Annotated in this window: 20 protein-coding genes; 11 read left to right on the plus strand and 9 right to left on the minus strand. The window is 63.0% G+C overall.

What is annotated here, in order from left to right; all coding sequences use genetic code 11:
* Window positions 1–73: 73 nt before the first annotated feature.
* Window positions 74–655, plus strand: a complete 582-nt coding sequence (locus ACGYLO_RS06225; protein WP_067267300.1) for a thymidine kinase — start codon at window positions 74–76, stop codon at window positions 653–655.
* On the opposite strand, the gene ACGYLO_RS06230 is transcribed toward ACGYLO_RS06225, so the two are convergent.
* The 5 genes from ACGYLO_RS06230 to ACGYLO_RS06250 all read right to left on the minus strand — a co-directional run bounded on the left by ACGYLO_RS06230 (window position 652) and on the right by ACGYLO_RS06250 (window position 3,820).
* Window positions 652–1,602 carry a D-glycerate dehydrogenase gene (locus tag ACGYLO_RS06230; RefSeq protein ID WP_271688131.1) on the minus strand — a complete coding sequence of 317 codons (951 nt, stop codon included), beginning with the start codon at window positions 1,600–1,602 and terminating at the stop codon, window positions 652–654. The two genes, ACGYLO_RS06225 and ACGYLO_RS06230, sit on opposite strands and share 4 nt — an antisense overlap.
* A complete protein-coding gene (locus tag ACGYLO_RS06235) occupies window positions 1,599–1,937 on the minus strand; it encodes a tRNA-binding protein (protein WP_271688133.1) in 339 nt (112 codons plus the stop codon). Before ACGYLO_RS06235 ends, ACGYLO_RS06230 begins: the two co-directional genes overlap by 4 nt.
* Window positions 1,930–2,745: a pyrroline-5-carboxylate reductase gene (gene proC, locus ACGYLO_RS06240; RefSeq protein ID WP_271688134.1), complete on the minus strand. Its 816-nt coding sequence runs from the start codon at window positions 2,743–2,745 to the stop codon at window positions 1,930–1,932. The genes ACGYLO_RS06235 and proC overlap by 8 nt, the downstream gene beginning before the upstream one ends.
* 30 nt (window positions 2,746–2,775) lie before the next feature.
* Window positions 2,776–3,276: a YbjN domain-containing protein gene (locus ACGYLO_RS06245; RefSeq protein ID WP_271688136.1), complete on the minus strand. Its 501-nt coding sequence runs from the start codon at window positions 3,274–3,276 to the stop codon at window positions 2,776–2,778.
* Between the two features lie 301 nt (window positions 3,277–3,577).
* Window positions 3,578–3,820 (minus strand): accessory factor UbiK family protein, encoded by a 243-nt coding sequence (locus ACGYLO_RS06250; RefSeq protein WP_067267308.1) that lies wholly within the window; start codon window positions 3,818–3,820, stop codon window positions 3,578–3,580.
* A 94-nt stretch (window positions 3,821–3,914) separates the two neighbouring features.
* On the opposite strand from ACGYLO_RS06250, the gene lgt reads away from it, so the two are divergent.
* From lgt to ACGYLO_RS06275, 5 genes are all read left to right on the plus strand, one after another.
* Window positions 3,915–4,799, plus strand: coding sequence for a prolipoprotein diacylglyceryl transferase (lgt, locus tag ACGYLO_RS06255; protein WP_271688138.1), 885 nt, complete (start codon window positions 3,915–3,917; stop codon window positions 4,797–4,799).
* On the plus strand, window positions 4,796–5,854 hold the full coding sequence (locus ACGYLO_RS06260; protein ID WP_271688139.1) for a class I SAM-dependent methyltransferase: 1,059 nt from the start codon (window positions 4,796–4,798) through the stop codon (window positions 5,852–5,854). Before lgt ends, ACGYLO_RS06260 begins: the two co-directional genes overlap by 4 nt.
* Window positions 5,851–6,606: a peptidoglycan editing factor PgeF gene (gene pgeF / locus ACGYLO_RS06265; RefSeq protein WP_209218251.1), complete on the plus strand. Its 756-nt coding sequence runs from the start codon at window positions 5,851–5,853 to the stop codon at window positions 6,604–6,606. The genes ACGYLO_RS06260 and pgeF overlap by 4 nt, the downstream gene beginning before the upstream one ends.
* A 271-nt stretch (window positions 6,607–6,877) precedes the next feature.
* Window positions 6,878–7,021, plus strand: a complete 144-nt coding sequence (locus ACGYLO_RS06270; RefSeq protein WP_271688141.1) for a hypothetical protein — start codon at window positions 6,878–6,880, stop codon at window positions 7,019–7,021.
* A 271-nt stretch (window positions 7,022–7,292) separates the two neighbouring features.
* Complete coding sequence (locus ACGYLO_RS06275; protein WP_271688143.1) at window positions 7,293–8,006, plus strand: Hint domain-containing protein; 714 nt, start codon at window positions 7,293–7,295, stop codon at window positions 8,004–8,006.
* Between the two features lie 2 nt (window positions 8,007–8,008).
* Here ACGYLO_RS06275 and ACGYLO_RS06280 read toward each other — a convergent pair whose 3' ends face one another.
* Window positions 8,009–8,509, minus strand: a complete 501-nt coding sequence (locus tag ACGYLO_RS06280; RefSeq protein WP_067267317.1) for an Lrp/AsnC family transcriptional regulator — start codon at window positions 8,507–8,509, stop codon at window positions 8,009–8,011.
* A 216-nt stretch (window positions 8,510–8,725) separates the two neighbouring features.
* On the opposite strand from ACGYLO_RS06280, the gene trxB reads away from it, so the two are divergent.
* Window positions 8,726–9,730 (plus strand): thioredoxin-disulfide reductase, encoded by a 1,005-nt coding sequence (gene trxB / locus ACGYLO_RS06285; RefSeq protein WP_271688145.1) that lies wholly within the window; start codon window positions 8,726–8,728, stop codon window positions 9,728–9,730.
* Window positions 9,731–9,923: 193 nt separating this feature from the next.
* Window positions 9,924–11,636 carry a bifunctional sulfate adenylyltransferase/adenylylsulfate kinase gene (locus ACGYLO_RS06290; protein ID WP_271688146.1) on the plus strand — a complete coding sequence of 571 codons (1,713 nt, stop codon included), beginning with the start codon at window positions 9,924–9,926 and terminating at the stop codon, window positions 11,634–11,636.
* 59 nt (window positions 11,637–11,695) lie between these two features.
* On the opposite strand, the gene ACGYLO_RS06295 is transcribed toward ACGYLO_RS06290, so the two are convergent.
* The 3 genes from ACGYLO_RS06295 to ACGYLO_RS06305 form a co-directional block, all read right to left on the minus strand.
* On the minus strand, window positions 11,696–12,574 hold the full coding sequence (locus tag ACGYLO_RS06295) for a PhzF family phenazine biosynthesis protein (protein ID WP_271688148.1): 879 nt from the start codon (window positions 12,572–12,574) through the stop codon (window positions 11,696–11,698).
* Between the two features lie 78 nt (window positions 12,575–12,652).
* Window positions 12,653–12,871 (minus strand): DUF1150 family protein, encoded by a 219-nt coding sequence (locus ACGYLO_RS06300; RefSeq protein ID WP_007119022.1) that lies wholly within the window; start codon window positions 12,869–12,871, stop codon window positions 12,653–12,655.
* A 4-nt stretch (window positions 12,872–12,875) separates the two neighbouring features.
* Complete coding sequence (locus ACGYLO_RS06305; RefSeq protein ID WP_067267324.1) at window positions 12,876–13,289, minus strand: Hsp20 family protein; 414 nt, start codon at window positions 13,287–13,289, stop codon at window positions 12,876–12,878.
* 163 nt (window positions 13,290–13,452) lie between these two features.
* On the opposite strand from ACGYLO_RS06305, the gene ACGYLO_RS06310 reads away from it, so the two are divergent.
* The 3 genes from ACGYLO_RS06310 to ACGYLO_RS06320 all read left to right on the plus strand — a co-directional run bounded on the left by ACGYLO_RS06310 (window position 13,453) and on the right by ACGYLO_RS06320 (window position 15,321).
* On the plus strand, window positions 13,453–13,677 hold the full coding sequence (locus ACGYLO_RS06310) for a YdcH family protein (RefSeq protein WP_067267347.1): 225 nt from the start codon (window positions 13,453–13,455) through the stop codon (window positions 13,675–13,677).
* Window positions 13,678–13,772: 95 nt separating this feature from the next.
* A complete protein-coding gene (gene purE, locus ACGYLO_RS06315; RefSeq protein ID WP_209218256.1) occupies window positions 13,773–14,258 on the plus strand; it encodes a 5-(carboxyamino)imidazole ribonucleotide mutase in 486 nt (161 codons plus the stop codon).
* The gene (locus ACGYLO_RS06320) at window positions 14,251–15,321 is read left to right on the plus strand and encodes a 5-(carboxyamino)imidazole ribonucleotide synthase (protein ID WP_271688149.1); all 1,071 of its coding nucleotides are present in this window, start codon (window positions 14,251–14,253) and stop codon (window positions 15,319–15,321) included. Before purE ends, ACGYLO_RS06320 begins: the two co-directional genes overlap by 8 nt.
* The last annotated feature ends 2 nt before the right edge of the window (window positions 15,322–15,323 follow it).

The following is a 15,323-nucleotide window of genomic DNA, read 5'->3' on the forward strand; positions in this document are numbered from 1 at the left end:
CGGCGCCCGGCCCTAAGATCAGGGCGGGGTTTGCATCTTGATCCGCTGTCATGGGCGGCGTAACACCCTGCCCATGGCAAAGCTCTACTTCAATTACTCCACCATGAACGCCGGGAAATCCACGGTGCTGCTTCAAGCGGCGCATAACTATGTGGAACGCGGCATGGTGCCCTTTTTGCTCACCGCGCAGTTCGACAACCGCGCGGGCGAAGGGCGCATCGCCTCCCGTATCGGCATCGGGCAAGAGGCCGATACTTTCGCCCCGGGCGAAGACCTTCTGGCCAAGATCGAAGCCCGGTTGGAGCAAGGCCCCTGCGCCTGTATCTTTGTCGATGAGGCGCAGTTTTTGGAGGTCGAGCAGGTCTGGCAACTGGCCCGCGCGGTGGATGATCTGGGCGTGCCGATCATGTGTTTTGGCCTTCGCGTCGATTTCCGGGGTGAGCTTTTCCCCGGCTCCGCCACCCTGCTGGCGCTGGCCGATGAGATGCGCGAAGTGCGCACCATTTGCCATTGCGGCAAGAAAGCCACGATGGTCGTGCGCCGCGACGCCGAAGGGCAAGCGATGCGGGACGGCGCGCAGGTGCAGATCGGCGGGAACGAGACCTATGTCTCGCTCTGCCGCAAACACTGGCGCGCCGCTGTGGGCGACGGTTAAACCCGGTTTGGCGCGGTCTCTCCGTCGATGAAGGCTTGCAGATTGGCCACCGCCATCAGCCCCATATCGACACGGACCTCATGCGCCGCGGTGCCGAGATGCGGCAGCAGCACAACATTGTCGAGATCGCGTAGCGCCTGCGGCACCTTGGGCTCGAACTCATAGACATCCAAACCCGCACCGCCGATGCGCCCCGCTTGCAGGGCTTCGATCAACGCGGCCTCCTGCACCACATCGCCGCGGGCGATGTTGATCAAATGGGCATGGGGCTCCATCGCGCGGAGAACGGTTTCATCAACGAGATGCCGTGTCTCGCCGCCGCCGGGCACGGCGATGACAAGCACATCCACGGCTTCAGCCAGCGCGGTCAGGCTCTCGACACGGGTAGCGGGGAAATCGAGCTCTTTCTCACTGCGGTTGAAATAGCTGACCTGCATGTCGAACCCATAGTGGCAGCGCCGCGCGATGGCCTGCCCGATCCGCCCCATGCCAACGATGCCGACCCGCTTGCCAGTCAAATGCAGACCCAGCATCTGCGTTGGGTGCCAACCGGCCCATGCGCCGGAGCGCACCAGCCGCTCCCCTTCGGCAGCGCGGCGGGCGGACATGAGCATAAGCGTCATGGCGACATCCGCCGTGGCATCGGTGACGGCGCCGGGCGTGTTGGTCACCTCCACCCCCGCCGCGCGGGCCGCTGCCGCGTCGATGTGGTTATAACCGACGCCGAAATTGGCGAGGATCTTGCAGCGCGGCTCGGGCACATCGGCGAAAACCTCGGCCGAGAAAGCATCCCCCAGGGTCGGCATCACCCCGTCATAGTCGTGCAGCACGGCGCGCATTTCTTCGCCCGAAAGCGGCGCGGTTTCCTCGCGCACCGTCACTTCGCAGCCCTTCAACGCTTCGGTGACTTCTTTGGGCAAGGGTCTGGCAATCAATATCTTTTTCAATGCATCCGCCCTCCTTCGGGCACTTTTTGATCGGGCGACAAAAGCACGATCTCTCTGTCCTTGTCGGGCAGGCCGAGCACCAGCACCTCAGACATGAAAGGCCCGATCTGGCGCGCGGGGAAGTTAACCACGGCCACAACCTGCCGTCCAACAAGCGTTTCCGGTGTATAATGCGCGGTGATCTGGGCCGAGGTCTTACGCTCGCCGATCTCCTCGCCGAAATCCACCCAGATTTTGATCGCCGGTTTGCGTGCTTCCGGAAAGGCTTCGGCCCGGGTCACGGTGCCGACGCGAATATCGACCTTCAGGAAATCGTCGAAAGTGATCTCAGCCATTGGCCAGCTCCCGCGATCTGTCCGCCGCGGCGGCGACTGCGCGCTTGAGAAGGGGCGGGAAGCCTTCGGCCTCATCCATCAAAACCTCAAGCGCCGCTTGGGTCGTACCATTGGGGCTGGTGACGTTGACGCGCAGCTGCGCCGGATCCTCTTCAGCCTGCATCGCCAGCGCCCCTGCCCCGGCGACCGTCGCCTTGGCCAATTGCATCGCCAATTCCTCGGGCAGGCCTTGGGCCACACCGGCAGTGGTCATGCATTCGATCATGTGAAAGACATAGGCCGGGCCGGAGCCGCTGACCCCGGTGACCGCGTCGATCTGCGCCTCTTCGGTCAGGCGGACGACCTCACCCACCGCGCTCAGCAGCGTTTCGGCTTCATCCAGAGACCGGCTGCCCACCTTGGCGTTGCCGACGATGGCGGTGATCCCTTTGGAAATGGCGGCAGGCGTGTTGGGCATGGCCCGCACAATGGGCGTGTCCCCGCCGAGGACGCTTTCGAAATAGCCGATGGTCGTGCCCGCCGCGACGCTGACGAACAGCGTCTCACCATTGCCCATCGCCTGAAGCGTCGGCAGCGCGTCCGCCATCATCTGCGGTTTAACTGCCACCAGCACCACCGCTGGCGCGGCGGGCAGGTCGGCGTTCAGATTCACGCCGGTATCTTGCAGCCAATCGGACGGTTTCGGGTCCACGACCCAGACCGCGCTTGCCGACAGCCCCTTCGCCAGCCAGCCTTCCAACATGGCCGATCCCATTTTGCCACAGCCCAGCAAAACCAGACCGTCGCGTGCCACTCTCCCGTCTTTCATCCTATCCCCCGAAGTTGTTCGGGGACTTTGTTACGCCCGGCCGTAAGCCTCTGCAATGGCGACGTCCATCGCGGCCTTTGGGGATTGATCGCCCCAGACGAGCAATTGCAGCGCAGGATAGTAGCGTTCCGCGCTCATGACGGCGGCACCGATCATCGTGTCGATCTGCTCTGGCCCCGCGACCTGTCCGCCCGCCAAAACCAGCCCGTAGCGGTAGACCATCAACTGCTGATCGGCCCAGAAGCTGAAGGCCCCCGCCCAGCATTGATCGTTGACGAGGTTTAACAATTCGTAAAGCTCCGGCAGTTTTTCAGCCGGAGGCTCCATCTCAAAGGTGCAGATCAGGCGCAGCGTTTCGTCGTAAGCTGACCATGCCAGCGTGATCGAATAGGTCCGCCACTGCCCCTCGACCGCCATGGCGATCTGGTCATCCGCCACGCGGTCGAATTCCCAATCATGATGAGCCGCGAGATTTTCAACGATATCAATGGGGTGGATTTCTTCTTCAAGGTAATGCTCGGACAGGGCCATTTCGCCACCTCTCAATCTGCTCCACGGGGCGGGACCTGGCCCACCATGCATGGAAGCCTGCACAAATAGGCGTGTAAGTTCACATCACCTATACAAGATATGGTGCTTGCAGCGGAACAGTCTGGCAAGTTTTTTCTTGGGGATAACCACAATTGATAGGGGATAACCGCAATAACTTGTGGGTAAATCGCGGAAATCGTCTATAAATTGGAGGCAGGGGGCGCGACTGGCCGCAAACGGCCTCTGTCCACGCGAAGGATCGCCGCCCCGGCCCGGGGCGGCTGATCAAATTCTATCGGGTTCAGTCCTTGGCTTCGAGCTTGTCGAGCCGCGCTTTCAGCGCTTCGTTCTCTTCGCGGGCCTTCTGCGCCATGGCACGCACCGCGTCGAACTCCTCACGGGTGACGAAATCACGATCGGCGAGCCAACGGTCGAGCATGCCCTTGAAGGCGGTCTCGGCCTCGTCCTTGGCGCCTTGGGCGACGCCCATCGCGTTTGTCATCATCTGTGATACATCGTCGAAAAACTTGTTACGGGTCTGCATGTCTGGCCTCCGGAGGTTTGTTAGCCTCTATATGGGGCGCGCAGCCCTTACTCGCAAGGTTGACTTCCCCGCGCGGCCTTGCTCAATCAACAGCATGATAGCCATGCTCCCCTTCCCCGATATCGCGCCGGAAATCTTTTCGGTGACCCTGTTTGGTTCCACCTTCGCGCTGCGCTGGTATGCGCTGGCCTATATCGTGGGCATTCTGCTGGGCTGGCGCGTCGCCACCGCGGCGGTCAAACGGCCCCATCTGTGGAAGAACGACACGCCGGTCATGAAGCCCGGTCAGGTCGAGGACCTGCTCTTTTGGGTCATTCTGGGCGTGATCCTTGGCGGGCGTTTGGGCTATGTGCTGTTTTACCAACCGGCCTATTACCTGTCGAACCCCGCCGCGATCTTGCAGCTTTGGGAGGGCGGCATGTCCTTCCATGGCGGGGCGCTTGGGGTCATTCTGGCGGGGCTTTTCTATACATGGCGGCACCGGATTCTGGTGATTTCGACCGGGGATATGGTCTGTCTGGGGCTGGCGCCGGGGCTGTTTTTGGGGCGGCTTGCGAATTTCATCAATGCCGAACTCTGGGGCCGCCCGACCGATCTGCCTTGGGGCGTGGCCTTCCCCGGTGAAGCGGCGCAGTTCTGCCCCGATGTGGCGGGCATCTGCGCGCGCCACCCCTCGCAGCTCTATGAGGCGCTGCTGGAGGGGCTGCTCTTGGGCGGCGTCCTGCTCTGGATGGCGTGGAAACGCGGCGCGCTTAAAATGCCGGGGCTGATCGGCGGCACTTTCCTTGCGGGCTATGGCGCGGCGCGGTTCGCGGTGGAGTTCCTGCGCCAGCCCGACGCGCAATTCGTCACCCCCGGCAACCCGCTGGGGCTGGCGTGGCATATCGGCGGCTGGGGGCTGACCATGGGGCAAATCCTATCGCTGCCGATGATTGCCGTGGGCGTCTTCCTCATCATCCGAGCGCGGCGGCAGGCATGAGCCTGAAGGACCATCTGCTCACACGGATCGCGCTGGAAGGGCCGATGCGGCTGGACGCTTATATGCAGTCCTGCCTGCTGCATCCCGAGTGGGGGTACTATACCACCCGGGCGCCTTTCGGCCCGGAGGGGGATTTCATCACCGCCCCCGAGATCAGCCAGATGTTTGGTGAGTTGATCGGCCTGTCGCTGGCGCAAAGCTGGCTAGATCAGGGCGCCCCCTCCCCCTTCACTTTGGCCGAGCTTGGGCCGGGCCGGGGGACATTGATGGCCGATATCCTGCGCGCCACGGCGCGGGTGCCGGGGTTTCAGGCGGCGGCACAGGTCACGCTGGTCGAAGCCTCTCCTTCTTTACGCGATGTGCAGCGCGAGACGCTGCGAGGGGCCGAGGTCACTTGGGCCGAGAGTGCCGCTGACCTGCCAGATGCGCCGCTGTTCCTCGTCGCCAATGAATTTTTCGACGCGCTGCCAATCCGGCAATTCATCCGCCAAGGCGCAGGCTGGGCCGAGCGCCGGGTGGGCGCGGCAGAGGGGGCGCTGACCTTTGGCCTCGGCCCCGTGACCCCACAGCCTGCCCTTACCCATCGGTTGGAGGATACGAAGGACGCCGACCTTGTTGAGCTTTGCGCCCCGGCGGCGGAGATCATGCAAGAGATCGGCAAACGCATCGCGGCCCATGGCGGGGCGGGGCTGATCATCGACTATGGCGATTGGCGCGCCTTGGGCGACACGCTGCAAGCGCTGGAGAACCACAGCCCCGCCGATCCCCTCGCCAATCCCGGGCAGGCCGACCTGACCGCCCATGTCGATTTCGAGGCGCTGACCCGCGCCTGCCCCTGCCCCCATAGCCGCGTGGTCACCCAAGGCGTTTTTCTGGAGCGGCTGGGCATCACCCCCCGCGCGCAGAAACTGGCCGAGGCGCTGACCGGCGACGCGCTCAGCAACCATATTGCCGCACATCGACGGTTGACGCACCCGGCGGAAATGGGAAACTTGTTCAAAGTGATGGGGCTCTACCAAAAAGGTCAGACCCCGCCCCCGGGGACAGAAGTATGACGCTCGAAATTCTGACATCCGATGCGCTTGCGCCTTTGCGGCACGGGTTTTTCACCCGCCGTGGCGGCGCGTCATCGGGGGTGTTTTCCGGGCTGAACTGCGGCAGCGGCAGCTCGGACCAGTCCGAAATCGTGCGCATCAACCGCGCCCGCGCCGCCGAGGCGATGGGCCTGCCTGCCGACCATCTTGTCGGCGTGCATCAGGTACATTCCGCCACCGTCGTCACGGTGACGGAGCCGCAGGACGACAAACCCCGCGCCGATGCCTTGGTCACCAAAACCCCCGGCATCGCCCTGTCGATCCTGACCGCTGACTGTCAGCCTGTGCTCTTCGCCGATGCACAAGCCGGCGTGGTCGGCGCGGCGCATGCTGGCTGGCGCGGTGCGCTTGACGGGATACTCGAAGCGACCGTCGATGCGATGGTCGATCTCGGCGCCACCCGTGAAAAGATCACCGCGGTGATCGGCCCCTCCATCAGCCAGCGCGCCTATGAGGTCGGGCCGGAGTTTCTGGACAACTTCATGAATGCCGACCCCGAGTTTGCCCGCTACTTTGCCCAAGGCGAAGGCGACCGACTGCATTTCGACCTGCCCGGCTTTGGCCTGAACCGGCTGCGCGCGGCAGGCGTGGGCCATGCGGAATGGACGCGGCATTGCACCTACGCCGATGCCGCGCGATTCTATTCCTACCGGCGCACGACCCACGCCAAAGAAGCGGACTATGGCCGCTTGCTCTCGGCGATCACCCTCTGAACGGGGCGAGATTGCGGCAAAGCCTGCCCGCTTCGCGCCGCATTGCTGTCGCGAAATCTGGCACAATCAGCCCTTTGCGGCCCCATTGTTTCTCGCACCCCCTGCAAACCACCGAAAATTAACACTTTTCGAAGTATGGCAAAGGCGCCCCAAATCGCCCTTCGAACCCGTCAATTTCCCACAAGTTTCTCGCCCACGGTCAAAAACCGGCCCGATTGCACTGCGATAGTGGATGCAACGATGCCCGCGTGACCCGAAGAGGAACAGAGCCATGAAAAAGAACCCGCGCTTCATCAAATCCGTTGTCGAGACAGCGGCCAAGAACGACACCGTCATGCCTTGGGCCCGCGGTGCGCGCCGCGCCGCTTTCATCGCCAAACGCTCGGGCAACGCGCCGGCCCGCAAGACCGCCTGAGAAGTTCCCCCCGGTACCGGTGCCACGCGCTCGGTATAGCAGACCGCCCCTCGTGCCGTTGATTCGTTGCGAGGGGCGTTTTCATGCGAATATGGCGATCACGCACCCGGCCCGGAAACAGCCCCCGCATTCAGCCGAGATTGGCGCGCAAAGCGCAGCGCTCAGGCCGGATATTTTGACAAATCCCGCAGAACATGGCGCAGTATCCGTCAGCCCGCGCCGGTGCATGCCGCCCACGGCACCGCTGAGCCGGGCCGACAAAGGGTTTTGCATGACTGAGACCGCCACCAAAGCCGAAGGCCCGCCGCCCGCGCCGATGCGCAGCTATGAAGTCGCCGCGCTCCGCGCCGACGGGTCGCTCTATATCGGGCAAGACACCGCCCCCACTGCGCCACTTTTCGAAGCCGCTTTCGCGGCCTTCGCCCGCGGGACGCCAATCCAAACGGTGCAGGGCGACATCGCCATCGAAGATCTCCAGCCCGGCGACATGATCCACACGAGTGCCGGAGGTCCGGCGCAGTTGATCTGGATCGGGTCGAGCCGTTTCATCCCGGCGGACAGTGGGCGGCTGCCCCTCATCCGCATCATGCCCGACAGTTTCGGCGAGGGGCGCCCGAGTTCGTTCCTCACCCTCGGCCCCGCCGCACGGGTACTCCAGACGCCGCCCCACCTGCGGGCCGAGGCGGAGGGCAGCCGCCTGCTCACCCCGCTGTGCGAATTCGTGGATGGGGTCAATGTGATCGAGGTCACCCCGCCAACTCCGGTGCGCCTGTTTCATATCTGTCTGTCGCGCCATGCGGTGATCAAGGCAGGCGGGCTAGAGATGGAGACGTTTCACCCCGGCGCTCAAGCGCTGCGTGACGCAACACCCGGCCTGCGGGATCGCTTTCTATCCATGTTTCCGCAGATCGCGCATGGGCGGGATTTCGGCCCCCTCGCCCACCCCCGCGCGCCCGAGGCGGCAGAAGACCGCGCCGACAGCTGATCTCAAGGCGCTGTCGACAGCCGCGCTTCCAACACGTCGAAGGGCACGCCGGGCTCATCCTTGGCCCCGCGGATCACGAGGCTGGTCTTCACGCTTTCCACATTGGGCGTGGTCAGCAATTGCCCGGTCAGGAAGCTTTGAAAGCTCGACAGATCCGGTGCCACGCATTTGAGGATGAAATCGACCTCACCGTTCAGCATATGGCACTCGCGCACCAGCGGCCAACCACGGCATTTCTCTTCAAACGCGCTCAGATCAGCCTCGGCCTGACTGGCCAGCCCGACCATGGCGAAGACCTGCACCTCAAAGCCCAGTTCACGCGCATCGACATCTGCATGATAGCCTTTGATATAGCCCTGCTCTTCCAAGGTGCGCACCCGGCGCAAACAGGGCGGTGCAGAGATGCCGACACGTTTGGCCAGTTCGACATTCGTCATCCGGCCATCAGATTGCAACTCGGCCAAGATCATCCGGTCTATCGGATCAAGTCGTGTACCCGCCATAACATCCTCAGTGAATTTTCGATTCTTATAGCAGCCTGCGTGGTACGCGCAATAAAGTTTCACACAAGCGCAATATTCTTTATCGCGCCCCTTGAGGCCGACCGCCCTCACCGCTCACGCAAGCGTAATGACGGGGCGGTGACGGCAGGGGTTTAACGGCTTCGCGGCTATCGCTATATGAGGCGGGCAATATCAATGACAGCCCGGGGGCGCCAGATGGCCGAGACACGTAAAACCAAGGTACTGATCATCGGCTCCGGCCCTGCGGGCTATACCGCCGGGGTCTACGCAAGCCGCGCCATGTTGGAGCCGATCCTCGTGCAGGGGATCGAGCCGGGCGGCCAGCTGACCACCACCACCGAGGTCGAGAACTGGCCCGGCGACAGCGAGGTGCAGGGCCCCGACCTGATGATCCGCATGCAGGACCACGCCAAGGCCATGGGGACCGAGATCATCGGCGACATCATCACCGACCTCGACCTGTCGAGCCGCCCGTTCCACGCCAAGGGCGACAGCGGCACGACTTACGTCGCCGATTCCGTGATCCTCGCCACCGGGGCGCGGGCCAAGTGGCTCGGGCTGGAGAGCGAAGAAAAGTTCAAGGGCTTCGGCGTCTCGGCCTGTGCCACCTGCGATGGGTTCTTCTATCGTGGTCAGGAGATCGTGGTCATCGGCGGCGGCAACACTGCCGTGGAAGAGGCGCTGTTCCTCACCAACTTCGCCTCCAAGGTCACGCTGATCCACCGCCGGGACGAGCTGCGCGCCGAGAAGATCCTGATCGACCGGTTGATGAAGAACCCCAAGATCGAGCCGCTGTGGTTCCATGAGTTGCATGAGGTCTACGGCACCGACAACCCGCTCGGCGTCGAGGGCGTGAAGGTCAAACACACCAAGACCGGCGAGATCACCGACATCCCCGCCAAGGGCGTCTTCGTGGCCATCGGCCATGCGCCTGCCAACGAGTTGGTCAAAGACACGCTGGAGACCCACATGGGCGGCTATGTCGTGACCAAACCCGACAGCACCGAGACCTCCATCCCCGGCGTCTTTGCCGCAGGCGATTTGACCGACCACAAGTACCGCCAAGCGGTGACCAGCGCCGGCATGGGCTGCATGGCAGCACTCGAAGCCGAGCGCTTCCTTGCCGAAGTGGGCGACGATGACGGCAAAGATACCTCCCTCCCGCTCGGCTACGGGGCCGAGGTGAAGGAAGACGTTTAACTCAGACGAAGGCGCGGCGGAGATAATTCCGGTTTCCGCCGCCCCTCAGTACCCGAATTGCAGGCCACCCTCGGATCATGGGATTTCGGCCTTTAACGGGGCGACACCCCTTAGTTCTATAGACTTTTCACATCTTTTGCAGCTATGGCAGCCGGGACCAAAGCCGCCTGTTCCCTGAAGAAAAGTGATAGTCATGATGCCCAGCAACCTCACGCCGATCCCCGAACTCTACGTCTCTTACGAGTCTTCGCAAAAGCTGAAGGTGGAGGCGGGCAATCTGGTGAGCCTCGACCTCACCCCGCGCCAGATCTGCGATCTGGAACTCTTGATGAACGGCGGCTTCAACCCGCTGAAAGGGTTCTTGGGCGAAGAGGACTACGACAGCGTGGTCGAGAATATGCGTCTGGCGGATGGCTCCCTCTGGCCGATGCCAATCACCCTCGACGTGACCGAGGCTTTCGCCGAGAAGCTGGAAGTAGGGCAGGACATCGCCCTGCGCGACCAAGAGGGCGTGATTCTCGCGACCATGACCGTCACCGACCGCTGGACCCCGAACAAATCGCGCGAGGCCGAGAAGGTCTTTGGCGCCGATGACGAGGCGCATCCGGCGGTGAACTACCTGCACAACCAGGCGGGCAACGTTTATCTCGGCGGCCCCGTGACCGGCATCCAGCAGCCCGTGCACTACGACTTCCGCGCCCGCCGCGACACGCCCAACGAATTGCGCGCCTATTTCCGCAAGCTGGGCTGGCGCCGCGTCGTGGCCTTCCAAACCCGCAACCCGCTGCACCGCGCGCATCAGGAACTCACCTTCCGCGCCGCCCGTGAAGCGCAGGCCAACTTGCTGATCCACCCCGTTGTCGGCATGACCAAACCCGGCGATGTCGATCACTTCACCCGCGTGCGCTGCTATGAGGCGGTGCTCGATAAGTATCCTGCCGCCACCACCTCCATGTCGCTCTTGAACCTCGCCATGCGCATGGCTGGCCCGCGCGAGGCCGTCTGGCACGGGCTGATCCGCAAAAACCACGGCTGCACCCATTTCATCGTGGGCCGCGACCACGCTGGCCCCGGCAAGAACTCCGCCGGTGAGGATTTCTATGGCCCCTATGACGCGCAGGAATTGTTCCGCGCGCATCAGGAGGAGATGGGCATCGAGATGGTCGATTTCAAACACATGGTCTGGGTGCAGGAACGCGCGCAATATGAGGCCATGGATGAGATCAAGGACAAGGACAGCGTCACCATCCTGAACATCTCGGGCACCGAGCTGCGCCGCCGCCTGCGTGAAGGGCTGGAGATCCCTGAGTGGTTCTCCTTCCCCGAGGTCGTGAAAGAGTTGCGCCGCACCTCCCCGCCGCGCTCCAAGCAGGGTTTCACTGTCTTCTTCACCGGGTTCTCCGGCTCGGGTAAATCCACCATTGCCAACGCGCTGATGGTCAAGCTGATGGAGATGGGCGGCCGCCCGGTGACGCTGCTGGATGGTGACATCGTGCGGAAAAACCTCAGTTCCGAACTCGGCTTCTCGAAAGAGCACCGCGATCTGAACATCCGCCGCATCGGCTATGTCGCAAGCGAGATCACCAAGAACGGCGGCATCGCCATCTGCGCACCGATCGCGCCCTATGCCGCCACCCGCCGCGCGGTGCGCAAGGATGTGGAAAGCTTTGGTGCCTTTGTTGAAGTGCATGTCGCAACCTCCATCGAGGAATGCGAACGCCGCGACCGTAAGGGGCTCTACAAGCTGGCACGGGAGGGCAAGATCAAGGAATTTACCGGCATTTCCGACCCCTACGATGTGCCGCAGAACGCCGAACTGGTGCTGGAGACCGAGAATGTCGAGGTCGACAACTGCGCGCATCAGGTGTTGCTGAAGCTCGAAAGCATGGGGCTGATCGCGGGGTAAGCCGCTCAGTCTCTGCTAAGAACAACGCAGCCCCTCGGGGCTGCGTTTTACGTTTGGGGTCAGGCCATCTCGGGCATGAAGACTTGGCCCGACATCACCACACGCCCCTGCCCCGCCACGCGGACACCGGTGATCGCATCGCGGGGGCCAAGCACCTCGACCTCCGCCCGTCCGGGGCGGCCCATGAGGTACCCCTGCTCGGCCACGAAATTCGGGCTGTCAATCAATCCGCGCGCCCAGAGACAGGCTGCCATGGCACCCGTCGCCGATCCGGTGAAAGGGTCTTCGGCGGGGCTGGGCGGGGCCAGCAGCAGCCGCGCATAGGTATTGCCCGCAGCGGTCGCGCCCTCGAGGGTGACCCAAAAAGGCTCCATCATATCGCTGCCCTGCCCCAGATGGGCATTATAGGCCGCGAGCGCCTCGGGGTTGAGTTTCAGCCCTTCCAAGGCGGCGCGACTGCGCAGAACGGTGACACAGAACGGCAGCCCGGTAGAAACTACCTGCGGCGGCGCGATGATATCCTCGGGTACCAAGCCGCCCACCTTGGCGACGAGATCGGCAGGCACTTCCTCCCCGAAAACCGGCGCGATCTGGGTCATGGCGATCTGGGAGCCGCGCACCTCGACCTCAACGATCCCCGCGCCGGTCTCCAACCGCAGTGGCCCTTCGCCGATCAACCCGCGATGGCGCAGCGCTGCGACGGTGGCGATGGTGGGATGGCCCGCAAAGGGTATCTCACGACTGGCGAGGTAGTATTTCACCTTGAAATCCGCGACCTCCGACGGGCCGGTAAAGGTGCATTCCACGAGGGATGTTTCGCGCACATAGGCCATGCATAGCTCATCCGGCAGCCCTGCCCCGCCATGCACCACGGCGCAGCCATTGCCGCCAAAGACTTGGTCGGTAAAGGCGTCTACCCAGTCGAAATCGAAATCCATAAGACTGCTCCCAATAAAAAAGGCCGCAGCGGACTGCGGCCTTGCATCGGGCTTAGCGTATCGTCGTGCCGGGCGGCGTCAATGCACCATCACTGGCCGGTAGTCATGCTCTCGCGCCAATGAGAAGGCGAGTTTCTGGTCGCCGACCAGCGCAAGCTGCTGCCCTTCGGCATCGTGAACGGCATAGAGAAGCTCAAGCCCCTCGGCCTGATCGCGCACCTCGCGCGGCAGGTCGGCGACAGCGATGGTTTTGACATAGACCATACGGTCGTTTCCGTGGGTGATTGCGTCTTGCATGATGTTACCCCTTCTTGATCTTGATGGTTTGAACCACCGTTTCAGGCTTGGCGCGGGTCAGGTCGACATGCAGCAGACCATTCTCCATAACCGCCTCGCCCACATCGACCCCATCGGCCAGTACGAACGAGCGTTGGAATTGACGCGCGGCGATTCCACGGTGCAGAAACACCCGGTCTTCGCCATCGTCGGACTGACGCCCACGGATCACGAGCTGTCTATCCTCAACGGTTATCGACAGATCCTGTTCCGAAAAACCCGCTACCGCCAGCGTGATGCGATAGCTGTAGTCCGAGGTTTGTTCAATGTTGAACGGCGGATAACCTTCGTTTCCGGCCTTGGCGCTGCGTTCAAGCACCCGTTCCAATTGTTCAAACCCAAGCATATGCGGGTAAGAGGCAAGCGTTAATTTCGTCATGCGACACGTCCTTATCAGGTCAAGCGACAGTGTTTCACAGGCCCCGCAACCGGCAGCCCGTTGCATTGAATATGGGGGGGCTTGGGCAAGGGCGCAAGGGCTATGCCAAATGATCTCAACCGCTTATATTCAAGGTTCAGATGCCCAACGGAATCACCTGCCCATGAATGCCCCTACCGATCTGTCGATGAAAACGGACGAAGTGCTGCGTGTCGAGCTTGAGGTCTTTCGACGGGAACATCGCGATCTGGATGACGCCATCCATGCGCTGGTCGAACGCGGCACCGGAGATCAACTGACCCTGCAACGCCTCAAGAAACGCAAACTGCGCCTCAAGGATCTGATCGCCCAGATCGAAGACCGGCTGACGCCCGATATCATCGCCTGACCCATTATCCCCATGGCCCGCGGCAATCGGCGTTGCCAGATGGGCCGTGATGGGTATAGTGCGCGCTCTGATCCACCAAGAGAAGGCCCGCAGCAATGACCACGCCCCCGGTTGGCATCATCATGGGGTCCCAGTCCGACTGGGCCACCATGCGCGAAGCAGCAACCCTGCTGGACGAGCTTAACATCCCCTTCGAGGCGCGCATCGTTTCGGCCCATCGCACCCCGGACCGGCTCTGGGACTATGGCAAGACGGCGGTGGACCGGGGTTTGCAAGTCATCATCGCGGGCGCAGGCGGGGCGGCGCATTTGCCGGGCATGATGGCCTCCAAAACCCGGGTGCCGGTGATCGGTGTGCCGGTGCAGACCAAGGCGCTGTCGGGGGTGGATTCGCTCTATTCCATCCTGCAAATGCCACGCGGCTTCCCGGTCGCGACCATGGCCATCGGTGCCGCAGGCGCAGCCAATGCCGCCCTGATGGCGGCGGGCATCCTTGCGCTGCAAGACCCGGAACTGGCCAAGCGGCTGGACGATTGGCGCGATGCGCTCAGCGCTTCGATCCCCGAGGTGCCGCATGACTGAACCCCTGCAAACCGGCGCCACCATCGGCATTCTGGGCGGCGGCCAATTGGGCCGCATGCTCTCCGTCGCCGCCGCGCGGCTTGGCTTTCGCACCCATATATTCGAGCCGGGCGCCAACCCGCCCGCCGCCGATGTGGCCCATGCGGTGACCACCGCCCCCTATGACGACCACAAGGCGCTGGAGGCTTTCGCCCGTGCCTGTGACATCGTCACCTTCGAGTTTGAGAACATCCCCACCGAAGCGCTCGACGTGGTCGAGGCGATCACCCCGCTGCGCCCAGGCCGCGAGGCGCTGCGCATTTCCCAAGATCGGCTGACCGAGAAAACCTTCCTCGGCGACCTTGGCCTGCGCGTGGCCCCTTTCGCCGATGTGACCGACGTCGCCAGCCTGAAGGCCGCCGTGGCCCAGATCGGCACGCCTGCGATCCTCAAAACCCGCCGTTTCGGCTATGACGGCAAAGGCCAAGCGCGACTGAAAGACGATGCCGACCTCGACGCCGCTTGGGCCGAGATGAACGGTGCGCCTTCCGTGCTCGAAGGTTTCGTGAACTTCAGTGCCGAAATCTCTGTCATCGCCGCGCGCAGTGCCACGGGCGAGGTTGCCTGTTTCGACCCTGGTGAGAATGTCCACCGCGATGGCATCCTGTACACCACCACCGTGCCCGCCAAGATCAGCAATGCACAGCGCACCGACGCAGTGCTGCTTGCCGGTCGCGTGCTGAACGCACTGGATTACGTGGGCGTTATGGGGGTCGAGCTTTTCGTCACGCCGCAGGGGCTGATCGTGAATGAGATCGCTCCGCGGGTGCACAACTCTGGCCATTGGACCCAGAACGGCTGCACCATCGACCAGTTCGAGCAGCATATCCGCGCCGTGGCCGGGTGGCCCTTGGGCGATGGGCAGCGCTATGCAGATGTGGTGATGACCAACCTCATCGGCGATGACATGGACCGCGTGCCCGAACTGGCCCGCGCCCGCGACACGGCGCTGCATCTCTACGGCAAGGCCGAGGTCAAGCCGGGCCGCAAGATGGGTCATGTAAACCAGATCACCCGCGGCTGAGG

The sequence above is a fragment of the Sulfitobacter sp. 1A13353 genome (assembly GCF_043557255.1).
GTDB lineage: Bacteria > Pseudomonadota > Alphaproteobacteria > Rhodobacterales > Rhodobacteraceae > Sulfitobacter > Sulfitobacter faviae.

Excerpts from the sequence above, each read along its gene's own strand:
- ACGYLO_RS06250 (WP_067267308.1), bottom strand. The coding sequence starts at position 3,820 with ATGCAGACCCGTAACAAGTTTTTCGACGATGTATCACAGATGATGACA.
- purE (WP_209218256.1), top strand. The coding sequence starts at position 13,773 with ATGACCACGCCCCCGGTTGGCATCATCATGGGGTCCCAGTCCGACTGG.
- ACGYLO_RS06300 (WP_007119022.1), bottom strand. The coding sequence starts at position 12,871 with ATGCAAGACGCAATCACCCACGGAAACGACCGTATGGTCTATGTCAAA.
- ACGYLO_RS06290 (WP_271688146.1), top strand. The coding sequence starts at position 9,924 with ATGATGCCCAGCAACCTCACGCCGATCCCCGAACTCTACGTCTCTTAC.
- ACGYLO_RS06305 (WP_067267324.1), bottom strand. The coding sequence starts at position 13,289 with ATGACGAAATTAACGCTTGCCTCTTACCCGCATATGCTTGGGTTTGAA.
- ACGYLO_RS06235 (WP_271688133.1), bottom strand. The coding sequence starts at position 1,937 with ATGGCTGAGATCACTTTCGACGATTTCCTGAAGGTCGATATTCGCGTC.
- ACGYLO_RS06280 (WP_067267317.1), bottom strand. The coding sequence starts at position 8,509 with ATGGCGGGTACACGACTTGATCCGATAGACCGGATGATCTTGGCCGAG.
- ACGYLO_RS06270 (WP_271688141.1), top strand. The coding sequence starts at position 6,878 with ATGAAAAAGAACCCGCGCTTCATCAAATCCGTTGTCGAGACAGCGGCC.
- pgeF (WP_209218251.1), top strand. The coding sequence starts at position 5,851 with ATGACGCTCGAAATTCTGACATCCGATGCGCTTGCGCCTTTGCGGCAC.
- ACGYLO_RS06320 (WP_271688149.1), top strand. The coding sequence starts at position 14,251 with ATGACTGAACCCCTGCAAACCGGCGCCACCATCGGCATTCTGGGCGGC.
- trxB (WP_271688145.1), top strand. The coding sequence starts at position 8,726 with ATGGCCGAGACACGTAAAACCAAGGTACTGATCATCGGCTCCGGCCCT.
- ACGYLO_RS06260 (WP_271688139.1), top strand. The coding sequence starts at position 4,796 with ATGAGCCTGAAGGACCATCTGCTCACACGGATCGCGCTGGAAGGGCCG.
- lgt (WP_271688138.1), top strand. The coding sequence starts at position 3,915 with ATGATAGCCATGCTCCCCTTCCCCGATATCGCGCCGGAAATCTTTTCG.
- ACGYLO_RS06310 (WP_067267347.1), top strand. The coding sequence starts at position 13,453 with ATGAATGCCCCTACCGATCTGTCGATGAAAACGGACGAAGTGCTGCGT.
- ACGYLO_RS06225 (WP_067267300.1), top strand. The coding sequence starts at position 74 with ATGGCAAAGCTCTACTTCAATTACTCCACCATGAACGCCGGGAAATCC.
- ACGYLO_RS06245 (WP_271688136.1), bottom strand. The coding sequence starts at position 3,276 with ATGGCCCTGTCCGAGCATTACCTTGAAGAAGAAATCCACCCCATTGAT.
- proC (WP_271688134.1), bottom strand. The coding sequence starts at position 2,745 with ATGAAAGACGGGAGAGTGGCACGCGACGGTCTGGTTTTGCTGGGCTGT.
- ACGYLO_RS06295 (WP_271688148.1), bottom strand. The coding sequence starts at position 12,574 with ATGGATTTCGATTTCGACTGGGTAGACGCCTTTACCGACCAAGTCTTT.
- ACGYLO_RS06275 (WP_271688143.1), top strand. The coding sequence starts at position 7,293 with ATGACTGAGACCGCCACCAAAGCCGAAGGCCCGCCGCCCGCGCCGATG.